The 13,199-nt window shown below is 30.6% G+C and carries 13 protein-coding genes; 12 read left to right on the plus strand and 1 reads right to left on the minus strand.

What is annotated here, in order from left to right:
* The first annotated feature begins 27 nt into the window (after nucleotides 1-27).
* The 6 genes from ACQUQZ_RS07545 to ACQUQZ_RS07570 all read left to right on the plus strand — a co-directional run bounded on the left by ACQUQZ_RS07545 (nucleotide 28) and on the right by ACQUQZ_RS07570 (nucleotide 7,031).
* Nucleotides 28-2,130 (plus strand): hypothetical protein, encoded by a 2,103-nt coding sequence (locus ACQUQZ_RS07545; protein ID WP_435354261.1) that lies wholly within the window; start codon nucleotides 28-30, stop codon nucleotides 2,128-2,130.
* Nucleotides 2,117-3,574: a hypothetical protein gene (locus ACQUQZ_RS07550; RefSeq protein WP_435354262.1), complete on the plus strand. Its 1,458-nt coding sequence runs from the start codon at nucleotides 2,117-2,119 to the stop codon at nucleotides 3,572-3,574. Before ACQUQZ_RS07545 ends, ACQUQZ_RS07550 begins: the two co-directional genes overlap by 14 nt.
* Entirely contained in the window at nucleotides 3,571-4,017 is a 447-nt protein-coding gene (locus ACQUQZ_RS07555) for a hypothetical protein (RefSeq protein ID WP_435354263.1), read from the plus strand. The genes ACQUQZ_RS07550 and ACQUQZ_RS07555 overlap by 4 nt, the downstream gene beginning before the upstream one ends.
* Complete coding sequence (locus tag ACQUQZ_RS07560; RefSeq protein ID WP_435354264.1) at nucleotides 4,017-5,087, plus strand: hypothetical protein; 1,071 nt, start codon at nucleotides 4,017-4,019, stop codon at nucleotides 5,085-5,087. The genes ACQUQZ_RS07555 and ACQUQZ_RS07560 overlap by 1 nt, the downstream gene beginning before the upstream one ends.
* Nucleotides 5,088-5,247: 160 nt before the next feature.
* Nucleotides 5,248-5,388 (plus strand): DUF4113 domain-containing protein, encoded by a 141-nt coding sequence (locus tag ACQUQZ_RS07565; protein ID WP_435354265.1) that lies wholly within the window; start codon nucleotides 5,248-5,250, stop codon nucleotides 5,386-5,388.
* Nucleotides 5,389-5,609: 221 nt separating this feature from the next.
* Complete coding sequence (locus tag ACQUQZ_RS07570) at nucleotides 5,610-7,031, plus strand: DNA recombination protein RmuC (protein ID WP_435354266.1); 1,422 nt, start codon at nucleotides 5,610-5,612, stop codon at nucleotides 7,029-7,031.
* A gap of 511 nt (nucleotides 7,032-7,542) precedes the next feature.
* Here the strand turns inward: ACQUQZ_RS07570 and ACQUQZ_RS07575 are convergent.
* Complete coding sequence (locus ACQUQZ_RS07575; protein WP_435354267.1) at nucleotides 7,543-8,313, minus strand: hypothetical protein; 771 nt, start codon at nucleotides 8,311-8,313, stop codon at nucleotides 7,543-7,545.
* A 231-nt stretch (nucleotides 8,314-8,544) separates the two neighbouring features.
* Between ACQUQZ_RS07575 and ACQUQZ_RS07580 the strand changes: the two genes are divergently transcribed.
* The 6 genes from ACQUQZ_RS07580 (at nucleotide 8,545) to ACQUQZ_RS07605 (ending at nucleotide 13,199) form a co-directional block, all read left to right on the plus strand.
* Nucleotides 8,545-8,865 (plus strand): type II toxin-antitoxin system RelE/ParE family toxin, encoded by a 321-nt coding sequence (locus ACQUQZ_RS07580; RefSeq protein WP_435354268.1) that lies wholly within the window; start codon nucleotides 8,545-8,547, stop codon nucleotides 8,863-8,865.
* A gap of 19 nt (nucleotides 8,866-8,884) precedes the next feature.
* A complete protein-coding gene (locus ACQUQZ_RS07585) occupies nucleotides 8,885-9,994 on the plus strand; it encodes a HigA family addiction module antitoxin (protein ID WP_435354269.1) in 1,110 nt (369 codons plus the stop codon).
* A 418-nt stretch (nucleotides 9,995-10,412) separates the two neighbouring features.
* Nucleotides 10,413-10,583 carry a hypothetical protein gene (locus tag ACQUQZ_RS07590; RefSeq protein ID WP_435354270.1) on the plus strand — a complete coding sequence of 57 codons (171 nt, stop codon included), beginning with the start codon at nucleotides 10,413-10,415 and terminating at the stop codon, nucleotides 10,581-10,583.
* A gap of 55 nt (nucleotides 10,584-10,638) precedes the next feature.
* Nucleotides 10,639-11,247: a toll/interleukin-1 receptor domain-containing protein gene (locus tag ACQUQZ_RS07595; protein ID WP_435354271.1), complete on the plus strand. Its 609-nt coding sequence runs from the start codon at nucleotides 10,639-10,641 to the stop codon at nucleotides 11,245-11,247.
* A 2-nt stretch (nucleotides 11,248-11,249) separates the two neighbouring features.
* Nucleotides 11,250-12,704, plus strand: a complete 1,455-nt coding sequence (locus ACQUQZ_RS07600; RefSeq protein ID WP_435354272.1) for an SIR2 family protein — start codon at nucleotides 11,250-11,252, stop codon at nucleotides 12,702-12,704.
* Nucleotides 12,705-12,707: 3 nt separating this feature from the next.
* The gene (locus ACQUQZ_RS07605; protein ID WP_435354273.1) at nucleotides 12,708-13,199 is read left to right on the plus strand and encodes a TIR domain-containing protein; all 492 of its coding nucleotides are present in this window, start codon (nucleotides 12,708-12,710) and stop codon (nucleotides 13,197-13,199) included.

Raw genomic sequence — 13,199 nt, forward strand, 5'->3', positions numbered from 1 at the left:
AATAGTTCAGACAATTAAATTGACAATATGAATTTCTCTCAGTTTAAACAATCCTTTTTTCATAATCGAACTGATAAAAGAAGACTTGTAAATAATATTAAAACTTTTTGTGCAAACTATAAAGAATTATCCAAATTTGTTGAGAGGTACCAAAAAGACTTGAGGTCAGCAACCAGTCTTCTAAATAGTGCTATTTTAGGGAAGAATCACCTTCCGAAGGCTTATGAAGAATTAGGAGTATCTGATTCATATTACTTTACTGATTCATTGGAGAAAGAAATGAACTGGCAAGTTCTAGCTTTTATTGAAAGTTCTGCTATTATCAATAAATTCATTCAGTTAAAAAACAAATATGAACACAATTTATTATTAGGGAATTACGAGCACTCCAGATTATTGTTAGATGAAATCGAATCAGAAGTTTGTATTTCTTATTGGAGTATAGAAAATAGATTCATTATAGACGAATATCAATTTGGTTCTGAAAAGAATTGGGAAACAAGAAATAAAGTATTGGACGAAAAAAATGATGCTTTTGTACAAGTTTTTGGTAGCTTCACAAGTTTTAAAATCGAAAAAAATGTTTCTTTTTTTCAGTACAATGTAGAGTTTAATAGTTGGCAAGAACAAGAAGGATTGAATAGGAATAATGAATTTGCTGGAATAATTGAATATTTTCGATACAAAGGGAACTTTTACTCTTATTCAAAATATAAACATCTTTCAGAAATACTCTATAAAGAGAGCAATGCATCGATAATCGACAGATATATTTTATTTATCAGAATAGCCCAGCATTTTATTTCTGAACAACCTGAAGAAAATAGCTTTATTGTTGTTTTATTACAGGAACTTCACGAAAAAATAGATGATATTTCGCTAAAACAGATGCTTTTAGCATCAGATAATTCCTACATATTAAATAATGAGGATATAAATTTTGAAATTATTCATATTCTCGATGAATATACAAAAGGAAATTACAACAGTAGCAAAGATTTATCCAAGGCATATTTGTTAAACTATTCAAGTTTCTACTTGGAACTATTAGAGATTTATTCCAAGTCAATTGTAGAACTGAATCAGGATTACGAGCCAATTACTCAAAATGAAAGCTTTTTAAATCAAATTGCCTCGTACTATTTTAACATTTTAAGTAAGAATACAAATACGGATAATTCTCTAGTGGAATTAGTTAAGCTTTCTTATATTTTTAATAACTCGCATATTGGTCTTCATTTATACTCCTTCATTTCTGAACAGTTGGGGTGGGAATCTGCAATAAATTATGAATTTTTAGAGAATTTAAATTCAAGATTCATCAATCCTCAGTTAGTATTGAATCTCTATCAAAAGGAATTCCAAGCAAAAACATATATAAACAATTTGAAAAATACAATTAAAGATAGTATTACAGTAAATTTATATTCGCAGTTTTATTTGAATTTTATCTCAACCCAACTAAATGAGCATTTTGAAAATGTTGCGGACAACAAAAATTTTTTATATAAAATTCGTTCTTTAATGTTGAAAGGGCTTACTGATGAGTGTATAGAAATTTGCAAGAATTTACTTAAGAGTAAAAAACTATCAATTACAATTTATTATGAAATAGTTAGTTATTTGTTTTCATGTTATTTAAAGAAGGAAGATTATAGAAATGCAATTATTTTATTTGTGGAAACACATCTGAAGAATCAGCACTTAACAAAGAAAATGGCTGTTGACGAACTAAATAATATAATTATTAAATCAAAATTCAAAAATGTTGGCGACAAATCAACTTTAATTGAATTACCTATTTTATTGAAAATTAGCAATGTTGACAAAATAAAAGTTAAACAATCATATGAATTGTTTTTAAATGGTAATATAGTAAATAAACCCAGCGAACTGCTTGGTATTCCAAATCATTTTGATTTAGATAAACTATTTTTTTTCTTCAAATATGTATGTATCCCTGAAATTATGCAATTATCAAAGTTTTTTAATAGTTCATATGAGGTTAACGAAGAAAGAATTATTATAACTAAATATTTAGCAACTATTGATAATGATGATTCATATAAAAATGAAATTGCAGAACTGACTCAGAAGAACACAATTAGTAAGGTAATTGGTAATTGGTAGTATAGATGAACGCAAAATATTTGTTAATGAATATAAAATTCGTCAAACATTAAAAAAATCAGAAAAGCAAAGTGTATTGTCAACTGAGCAAGTCTCTCCTTTAACAAATGAATCTTTTGAACGCTATGTAAAATTATTAGCCTATGTAAAAAATAATAATGAATACAAAGATGTCAGTTCAATTATTCAATTTGGAGAAAATGGTGAGGTAACATTTGTTGAAGCTGAAAAGAACAAAACGTATAAAGAGCAAGATGTAGATGTTGTTTTGTATCTTCCAGCCTTTAGAATTTTTGTATCATATTTTTTATACATAAGAGATTTATTTATTTTCAGTAAGGAATATGGATTAGATGCCTATTTGAGTACACGAATTCGACATGGGACACTTCCGAACCATTTAAGAAGTGTCTTCGAAACCTATTTTCTTGTTACCGCTCAGACAGATAATGTTTATGCCATAAATCAATTTTGGAAAGACAAATTAAGTTTATCCGAAGAACATATGACAATATTGCAAGCGTCACTGGGTCAATTTTCGAAGGACGTTGATATATTCTCAAAAGACATTAAAGATAATTATATCCAATGCAAAAATGAGCAAAAGAACGAAAAATTTGATGCACTATTTGATTATTCTTATAACGAACATGATTTAATATTTCTTTTTGTAGAGGACTTTGATGAAACTTTAAATATTGATGTTTTTATTGATAAAGCATTAATGATATTATGGCAACAAACAGAAATCAATCTCGAAGTTGTTCGCAATAAATTTAATATTCAATTTAGAGACAGATATATAGAACTTATAGACAATCTCCATTTAGAACTTTTATCCATTCTTGATAAAAATTCTATATCTGAATTGTTAAATAATTTGATGACTTGTAGAACTGAAATTCAAACCAAATTAAGCAATATTTCAAAATGGTTTAGACGTTCTGAAAGCAGTATTGAGGGAGAATATGAAATTCAAACATTAGCAGAAACAAGTATTCAAATCACAAAAAATCTAAACCCCAATTTCAATTTTGAAATTGCAAAAGATATTTGTCCAAACTTTAATATTTCAGGAGAATATCACCAGCACATTATTGACCTAATGAACAATTGTTTGTTCAATATAGTGAAACACTGTCATTTACCATGTGAAGAGGTTAATGCAAATTTGATCATTTATGAAAAGGAGAATAACTTATTCTTAAATTTTGAAAATTGTCTTTCCGATGCATCTTTGCATATCGCAAAATTGAATGCAATAAAAGAAAACTGGGAGAGCTCAGATGCAAATATTAGTAGAGAAGGAGGAACTGGTTTTCCTAAAATCAAAAAAATCATAAATTCTGATTTAAATAGAAAATATAGTGATTTTGATTTTCATCTGGCCTCCAATAAATTAAATATCACTATTTCGTTTGAAACTAATGGATTAAAAGTATGAAAATTTTAATAATAGAAGATGATGAGTTAAAACATCAACATCTTGAAAAATTTGTAAGTAGTATAATTTCGAATTCAGCATTTACTTGGCGTAAGTCTTATCAATCTGGATTGAAAGAAATAATGACAAACATTTATGATCTGGTTTTACTTGACATGAGTATGCATATATATGAAAAAACAGCACAAGAATCTGGAGGAAGTTTCGAAACATATGCAGGTCGAATGATTTTAAATGAAATTGATATAAATGATATTGTTACACGAGTGATTGTTGTCACAGGTTATGATGTTTATAGTGATGGAAAAACGTTGGATACACTTAAACTTGAACTAAGAAATGAATTCGGAGATTTTTACATTGATACAGTTTATTTTATAGGCTCCCAAGATAAATGGAAAACAGAATTGACTAAACTATTAACTGAAAATTTTAAAATTTAATGAACTGTAACATAGTTTCTCCCCTAACAATATTGCTGGTTGATGATAGTGATTTTAAAATTGAAAAAGTTAAACTTTATTTTAGTGAAGTTACTCCCAATTCTAAAGTAGAAGTCGCAAGAGACCAGATTTCCGCCCAAAAGCAACTACTATCAGAAAAGTATGATTTACTCATTCTCGACATGCATATTCCTTTTAGGCATGGTGAAACCGAGCCTCAAGAAGACGGTGGAGTTCTTTTGCTAGAGGAATTAGAGATTGGAGAAGGATATATTCAGCCAAATAGAATTGTGGTTTTTACTCAATTTGAACAACTGCAAGAAAATATTCGAGAAAAATACCCTGAACTTGGTGCTATTTTCTATGACCTTACCTCTGATAGTTGGAAACATACTTTATTAAGAGCAATTGTTAGCCTTTCTAAATCAAAAAAAATTAGTAATAAGATTGTTTATTGTGAAGGGGATAATGTTACATACTATAATTCAATAGGAATAAAAGGGATTGAATTTTGGGCTTTGAAGGATTCTAGAGCAGTTTATTTTGCTGCTAAGAATGAAAAGGACAAATTTGCCTTACGTGACAGAGATTTTTTAACCTCAAATGAAATAAGTATTTTAACAAATTTGCCATATCATGAAAATTACTTTATTTTAGAGTATTACTGCTTTGAAAATTACCTATATCATCCAGATAACATTTCTGAAGTCATAATTGGGTTTAAAAAAGATGAATATATTGCTGAACTTATAAATCAAAAAAATAGTAAAATTGATTCAATTATTCAAGATTATAAATTAGCGAGATTAGGATATACCGACTTTACTGATAATGATAGAGCGACAATGGATAATAATCCTGAGGATGAAATAATTTTATCTTTAAAAAGCGACTCATTTGAAACTTTTTATAAATTTTTTGATATGGCAGGTAAAAAAGACAAAGGTTTTAAAAAGAGTTTTAATAGACACTACCTCGAAAAATTCAACCTTGATAAGGAATTATTAGCAAAGACAACCTGGTTTAATGAAAAGATAAGCACTTTGTTGAATAAAATTCTTATTGTCTGATAAATTTGGAATACTCGCCAGTAGATAACAATGCATACTAATAATAGCCGGTATTGCAGTAAAATTAAGAGCTGTAGCCTGCTTAGACTTTAGTTTAACTTGACAGATAAGTGCAACATAGTCGGATACTATTTTTACACTTGCCCGTTGAAATCATGCGATGGATAAATTAAACGCTCGATTTGGACGCGAAAAAGTTCGTATCGGAAAACAAGGCTTTGGCAGGAAGCGGCACTTGAAGCAAGAACGGATTTCTAAGTGTTATACTACGCAGTTGAGTGAGATTATTGAGATTATGTAAATATAGATTTCTGAATTGATAGGAATCTATATTTTATTTTGGTGATTTACATTTATTTTCTTTAGAATTAGTAAGAGGAAGGGGGTCGGTGTACCGTTTAATAAAAATATGTACTTTGGGATAGTTACTTGTGTCTATTTCGTAATTTTGATGGATACAGGATACTGATTCGTATAAATATCTACTCGTTTAATCGAGTCACCAAAACTTATATAGAACATATGACACTAACAGAAATATTATTGATAGTTGGACTTTTACTCTTGGTAATAAACATTTTAATTTCGTTACTAAAAAAAACATCTTTTAATTCTGGAGAGTTAAAAAATGAAATTTCTAGAATTGACCCATTAATTAGAACAGAATTTTCAAATAACAGAGAAGAAATACAGAAAACCTCAAAAGCCAATAGACAAGAATTGGGTGAAACCTTAAAATCCTTCACTGAATTGTTTTCTAGTAGTTCAAAAGATAATAGAAATGAACTCTCCACAAGTTTAAAATCATTCGAAGATAAATTCACAAATGGCATAAAAGATTTTAATGAGTTTCAAAGAACTAAATTCAATGACTTATTAATTAAGCAAGAACAATTAAAAACTGATACTGAAAATAAGCTTGATAAAATTAGAGAGACCGTAGAACAAAAGTTAAAAACACTACAAGAAGAGAACAGTAAGAAATTAGAGGAAATGCGAGTTACAGTTGATGAAAAATTACAATCGACTCTCGAAAAACGTTTCAACGATTCTTTTACTCTTATTAGTGAGCGATTGGAATTAGTTCACAAAGGCCTGGGTGAAATGCAAACACTAGCAATTAGTGTAGGAGATATTAAAAAGGTAATGACAAATGTAAAGTCAAGAGGTATAATGGGTGAATATCAATTAGCAAATATTCTTGAAGACTTATTAACCAATGAACAATATGAGAAAAATGTTAAAACTAAGGTTGACAGTGGCGAAGTTGTAGAATTTGCAATAAAGTTACCTAATAATAACAGTTTAGAAAAAACATTATGGCTTCCTATTGATTCAAAATTTCCCAAGGAAGATTATGAAGCACTAGTAGATGCTTATGATGATGGCGATCCAGTCAAATTGGAAAGTTTAAGAAAAGCTTTCAAAAATGCAATTGTGAAAAGTGCTAAAGACATTAGAACAAAGTATATCGACCCTCCGAATACAACTGACATTGGAATTATGTTTTTACCTTTTGAAAGTTTGTATGCAGAAGTATTGAGAACACCAGGTTTATTTGAATTGTTACAAAAGGATTATAGAATAACTATTACTGGCCCGACAACATTAAGTGCATTGTTAAATAGTTTGCAAATGGGCTTTAGGACATTAGAAATTCAGAAAAGAAGTTCTGAAGTTTGGGACATATTAAGTGTTGTAAAAAAAGAATTTGGTAAATTCGGTGATGTACTTGAAAAAACAAAAAGGCAATTAATGGCTGCAACAAAAACCATTGGCGATGCAGGTGTAAGAACAAGAGCAATTGAAAAACAATTAAAAAATGTTCAAGAAACCCCTTCTTTAGAAACTTCTAACAGAATTGAAAGTGAAATAAATTCAGAAAGTTTAGATCTTGAGAATAGTATAGAAAACATATTATTTACAATCGATGAAGACAAGTAAAGCATTTCTTTCAATATAGCTAATTTGTACTCAATCAGGGTCTCTACATGAGACCCTGATTTTTTTATTCAAAACAGTTCAAAAACCAATCATAAAGAAATATGTTTGTATAATATAAAGCCCTGCACCTAAATGATATTCCTACAAGATAGCTAAAAAATCAAATTCTACTTTGCCTATACAAGCATTTAGATTATTAAACATAGCATTAATGTTGGCTTTCCATGTTATGCAAATTATTATTTTGGAGGTTTTCGTCTTGGAAAAGTCTAACATAGCTTCAATGATCTGGAAGAAAATAGTAATGGAAGCTAGGACGAATTTTTAAGTGTTATTTAACACACTTGCTGAGATGTTTGAAATGTTATAAATATATGTTTCTAAATTTGTAATCTTGAAAAAAGCTGACATTCACTGTCAGCTTTTTTTAATTGAATCCCAACTAAATAAACTACTGAGATATAAATTGGTGAGATAAATTGTAACATTCAAATGATAAACCGTGAACTTATTACACCCCAGTATCAACTTTTACAATTTTAACAGCATTGAAAGCTCCATTTTTCAAAGGATACTTTTCTCCGTTCACATCCTGGAAAAAACTCACACCAACAACCACAAAAATCGGAGAAGTGAGTGCTTGGTTTTGAGCACCACCCAAATTCAAATCCAAAGTCGTTTCTGGTACTGCTGAATTGACAATAGAGATAAAATCACTTTCCCCGTCAACTGTTGCAAATTCGGAAGCTTCAAAATTAACGTTCGATGCACAACCCAAAAAGCGGTAGTGTGTGGCCCCACGAGGAGCTGCAATCACAATCTTAGCATTATGAGCAGGGACCTTTGCTGAAATATTGCCATCCTGTCTGCTGACGTTCACCTCTGGTTTAAGATAAACTACACTACCAAAAACAGCATTTCGATTAAAATCAAAACCCTCAAATAAGCTCGTTTCATCATCCAAAACTCCACGCTGCCCACGAGCATTAACACCATCTTTTTTGATTACCTCACTCATTTTCTGAGTAACACGAGCCGTCAAATACTTATCTGACCCCTGTGCAATTACAATTCGCAAGGCATCTCTCAACAATTTACCCGAGGTAGCAGCATTGCCAAACTCCGCAGCATTCTCACGAGTTCGTTCCATCGTAGGCGAATTATTAAACTGTTCTTTCGAGCCTCCACCAGCACGACGAATCAAGGTTTTACCACCTTGTGCATAACCTGAGAGTCCCCCCAAATTACCTTTGTACTTAATTAAACCAATCTGTTCTGCCATACTGCACAATACATTTTAAAGATTAGAAAAAATGAAAAACTATTTTTATAAAAAAGATTTCAATGACAAGAATAATTGATACAAACGTATTTTCTTAGTCAAGTATGTTGAAGTGGCATGTTTGTTCCGAAATAAGAGAGTATTTATAAATAAATAATTAAACTTGCTTTTAAATTAATTATTTTATTCACATATTTGTGAACTTATTGCTGTTTCTTAAATGTTTAATAAATGGAGATATTATTCCGAAACCAACTTTTAGTAGATTTATATGAAGGGAAAAAGGTTAATGATAACAGATTTAAATCTAACCCGACAATAATAAAACAGTATAGAAAAACTGTAGATAAACTACAAGCTATCTCTCGTATTGAAGATATGTATATCATACAAAGTCTAAAATATGAAAAATTAACTGGAGATAGAGGCGGACAAAGCTCTGTTAGAATAAATGACCAGTATCGCCTAATTTTTGAAGAGATAGTATCTGATAAAGAACCTTTCCAAGTCGTAATATTTGCTCTTGAAGAAATAAGTAATCATTACCATTAAACTTAACTATCATAACCTAATGAAACCAATAAACCTTTCCGAATTAACCCCATTTTCTGCCACTCATCCGGGGGAAATGTTGGCAGACGAACTGGAGGCAAGGGGTATTATTCAACAAGAGTTTGCCCAACAGATTGGTATGCAAAAATCACAATTAAACGAAATAATCAAAGGTAAACGCTCATTAAATGCTGAAACTGCAATCTTGCTCGAAGCGGCTCTTGGCATTTCTGTTGATTTTTGGATGAATGCACAGAATAACTATGACCTTGCTTTGGCTAAATTGCAAAGCAAGGTTCAAGAGCAAGCAACTGCTATAGCAGCCTGGAACATGATGAAAGTATATGTACCTATTCAGTATTTCAAGTCACAAAACTTATTAACAAATAACCCTATTGAAGACATTAATACTATAAATAAAATTTATAATGTTACTAATCTTAACTTATTAGCTGCTGCTGTTTCGACGCCTCAGTTTCACAGGTTCAGAAAGTCTGATAAACTTCAAGAAGATAAAATCAACTTAATTGGTTGGGTTAAATATTTAGAGTATCAGGCCAAAAGTGTTGAAGTGAATCAATTTAGACCAGAATTGAAGAGTGAGGTAATCCCTAAACTAAGAGACGCAATTCATACAAATAAAAACTTAAAAGAGCAGGTTAAACTAATTCTCAATAATGCTGGTATTAAAATTATCTACCAAGAAAAAGCGGATAAAGCAGCAATTGATGGTTATTCATTTTGGTCAGATGAAAATCCAGCAATTGGGATTACATTTCGCCATAAGCGGATTGATAATTTTGCATTTACCTTATTTCACGAATTAGGCCACATCTTTTTACATTTAGTCAATGATAGAAATGCAAGTTTTATTGATCTAGTTGCTGAGGAAAAAGAATATAAAAATAGTAAGGAAGAAAAAGAAGCAGATGAGTTTGCAAAAAATAACTTAATTCCTTTAAACGAATGGCTAATTTATAATGCAGAGGGTGATGTATTAAAGGATTACAGAATATTTCAGTTTTCTAAAAAAATAAATATACACCCTGCAATTATAAGGGGTAGGGTTTGCTTTGAAAGAAATTCATACAGATTACCAAAGTCATTAATTGACTATAGTATTAATTAAATCTGTCAATATGGCATAAATAGCTGACAAAATATTCTATGGCATTTTAATTGAAACTCAGAAGCGTTAAGGTTTTTTATGTCCAAAAACTAAAACATTATACTATTTGAAGAGAAAACTGACATTTTAACATATAAATTCAATAAGCTGAATAAAAAAGAAAATGCTCTCGCCGTCGCCAAACATAGAAGAGCATTTTCAAGAGTATTAAGCGGTTTTGTACTTGAAGCGGGTTTATTCACCCGTTCGTGAACGCTTTGTGTTGTAATAACGCTACAAAGTTAGAAATAGTTATAATCAATTCCAATAATTGTACTTTTCTAATTTATATTCGTTTTATTTTTCTTCACAAAAGCGTTCCAGTACCATAGGCTGCAATTAGTTTAATTTTTTAAAAAACTTAAAATTGTATTTTATTATGGCAACAAACGGAGCAAAAGGTGGCGGACGCCACGGAGCAGTTCGTGATCGCTCACAAACATTCAACCCCCAAACAGAGCAATTCGTAAAACGAGATACCAATACGGGCCGTTTCATGGATGTTAAGCAAGATGGTACGCCATTTAAAGGGGTGCGTAAAGAAAAATAATATTTTAGGGGTTGATAAAACCCCTAATTTCACTTTTAAATATCATTAAAAATATATGTTATTAACAGAAAAAGAAGTAAGAAATCGCTTAGCAAGAGAAAGTTTAAGAGGATTAAGCGGGATTATAACAGAGTCAAAAAAAGCATCTGAGATTTTAGAAAAGTCATTCAGAGACCAACAGTCCACTTTAAATAAGTCAAAAACTTATGACATATTTCTTTCTCACAGTACAAAAGATAAAGAGTTGGTTGCTGGTACAAAACTAATTTTGGAAGATTTAGGATATTCCGTTTATATTGATTGGATTGAAGACCCTCAAATGAATCGAAGTACTGTTTCTAAAGAAACTGCCGAACTTTTGCAAAAGCGAATGCAAAATTGTAAATGTCTTTTTTATGCTTTTTCTACAAATTCTGGTCAATCTAAATGGATGCCTTGGGAATGTGGATATTTTGATGGTATAAAAAATGGTAAGGTTGCAGTGTTGCCAATTTCAGTAAATAATGATAAATCATTTAAAGGTACTGAGTATCTTGGACTTTATTACTACTTAACAATTCAGAAAAGTCAAGCAGGTCCTGTCAGAATTTATATAAGAGAATCTGAGGAATCATATATTGTTTATGAGGATTGGATGAATGGTATTAAACCTTATAAGCGATAGTTATGAAAAAATTTGATACACAAATACAAACATTCATCAAAGATTTTTCAAATAATTTACAAGATGATAATGTTGCAATTTTTGCAGGAGCGGGTATGTCAAAAGCGTGTGGTTATGTGGATTGGAAGCAGCTTCTTAAAGATATCGCAGAAGAATTAGAACTTGAAATTGATAAAGAAAATGACTTGATATCATTGGCTCAATTTCATGTAAATCATAAAGGCAGTAAGCAAAAACTAAATGAGAAAATTTTGAATGAATTTTCAGAAGAAGCTGAGACAAGTGAAAATCACAGAATTTTAGCTCGGCTTCCAATTTCAACTTATTGGACAACAAATTATGATACATTAATTGAGAAGGCACTTAAAGAAGAAAGAAAAAAAGTCGCTGTAAAAAGGAGTGTGAGAGACCTCAATCAAAACGTCTATGGTAGTCATGCAACAGTTTTTAAGATGCACGGAGATACCCAAGATGCTGCTAATGCAATTCTTACAAAAGACCAATATGAAGTATATCATTTTACACACTTACCGTTTGTAACTGCCCTGAAAGGGAACTTAGTACAAAAGACCTTTCTCTTCATTGGGTTCAGTTTTGAAGACCCTAATCTTGACTATATTTTGAGTAGAGTACGTATTGAACAACAGGAAAATGGGAGAATTCATTATTGCACCATGAGACGAGTTAATCGTACGAATTTCGGTAATAAACCGGAAGATGAGGCTGAATATCAGTATAAAAAGCGTAAACAAGAATTGCAGATTCAAGAACTGAAGAGATACCATATAGAAGCATTGCTAATCGATGATTATGATGATATAACTGAAATTCTAAGACAAGTTGAGGCTTCGTTTAAAGCAAATACCATTTTTATTTCAGGAAGTGCCGAAGAATATGGATTGATGGATAAAGATACTGCACAGGGTTTTATTCATAAACTCAGTAAGCAAATCGTTGAAAATAAGTTTAGAATAGTTAATGGTTTTGGTTGGGGTGTTGGAAGTGCTGTTATAAATGGGGCATTAGAAGCAATTTATGACAAAAGTGATAAGTATAATGAAAGTCAATTAATTCTTCGTCCATTCCCACAATTCAAAACTGGTAATAAAGAACTACCTGAATTATGGCATGAGTATCGTGAAAAGATGATAGACCAGAGTGGCATTGCTATTTTTATTTTTGGTAATAAAAAAGATAAAAGTGGTAATATAATTATGGCTGACGGTGTTAGGAAGGAATTTGAAATTGCAAAAGAACAAGGATGCTATTTAATTCCTATTGGTATAACAGGATATATGGCATTAGAATTATTAAATGAATTAATAGTAGATTTTGACACATATTATCCAAATCATAAACACCTTAGAGATGAGTTTCAAAAATTAGGAGATACAAGCTTATCAGAAGAAGATATATTTAAGAATTTAAAGAAAATATTAAACAGTTTAAAAAAGTAAAATATGGCAAGACATGTATTTTTTAGCTTCCATTATGAAAATGATGTTTGGAGGGCAAATATTGTAAGAAACAGTTGGGTTACAAAGCCAAATTCTGAAAAGGCAGGATTTATTGATAAAGCCGAGTTTGAGGAAATAAAAAAGGGCGGAGAAATTGCTATTAAAAGATGGATAGATAATCAACTTTATGGAACAAGCGTAACAGTGGTGTTAATTGGTTCAGATACTAGTAATCGCCCTTATGTAAAATACGAATTGGAAAAAAGTTATTCAAGAGGCAATGGAATGTTAGGCATATTTATCAATAGGATAAAAGATAATTACGGAAATACTTCGTCAAAGGGGGATGAATATTTTGGTGAAATTGGAAAGGACAGTAGTGGTGGGGCCGTTTATTTTAGCACAAAATATAAAACCTACGATTGGATAGATGATGATGGATATAATAATTTAGGTAAATGGGTCGAAGAAGCAGCAAGAAACGCAGGTAAATAA

Source organism: Emticicia sp. SJ17W-69 (assembly GCF_051209875.1).
Classification (GTDB): Bacteria; Bacteroidota; Bacteroidia; order Cytophagales; family Spirosomataceae; genus Emticicia.

Coding starts and splice junctions, on each gene's coding strand:
- ACQUQZ_RS07545 (WP_435354261.1), top strand. CDS start 28: ATGAATTTCTCTCAGTTTAAACAATCCTTTTTTCATAATCGAACTGAT.
- ACQUQZ_RS07555 (WP_435354263.1), top strand. CDS start 3,571: ATGAAAATTTTAATAATAGAAGATGATGAGTTAAAACATCAACATCTT.
- ACQUQZ_RS07560 (WP_435354264.1), top strand. CDS start 4,017: ATGAACTGTAACATAGTTTCTCCCCTAACAATATTGCTGGTTGATGAT.
- ACQUQZ_RS07565 (WP_435354265.1), top strand. CDS start 5,248: ATGGATAAATTAAACGCTCGATTTGGACGCGAAAAAGTTCGTATCGGA.
- ACQUQZ_RS07570 (WP_435354266.1), top strand. CDS start 5,610: ATGACACTAACAGAAATATTATTGATAGTTGGACTTTTACTCTTGGTA.
- ACQUQZ_RS07575 (WP_435354267.1), bottom strand. CDS start 8,313: ATGGCAGAACAGATTGGTTTAATTAAGTACAAAGGTAATTTGGGGGGA.
- ACQUQZ_RS07580 (WP_435354268.1), top strand. CDS start 8,545: ATGGAGATATTATTCCGAAACCAACTTTTAGTAGATTTATATGAAGGG.
- ACQUQZ_RS07585 (WP_435354269.1), top strand. CDS start 8,885: ATGAAACCAATAAACCTTTCCGAATTAACCCCATTTTCTGCCACTCAT.
- ACQUQZ_RS07590 (WP_435354270.1), top strand. CDS start 10,413: ATGGCAACAAACGGAGCAAAAGGTGGCGGACGCCACGGAGCAGTTCGT.
- ACQUQZ_RS07595 (WP_435354271.1), top strand. CDS start 10,639: ATGTTATTAACAGAAAAAGAAGTAAGAAATCGCTTAGCAAGAGAAAGT.
- ACQUQZ_RS07600 (WP_435354272.1), top strand. CDS start 11,250: ATGAAAAAATTTGATACACAAATACAAACATTCATCAAAGATTTTTCA.
- ACQUQZ_RS07605 (WP_435354273.1), top strand. CDS start 12,708: ATGGCAAGACATGTATTTTTTAGCTTCCATTATGAAAATGATGTTTGG.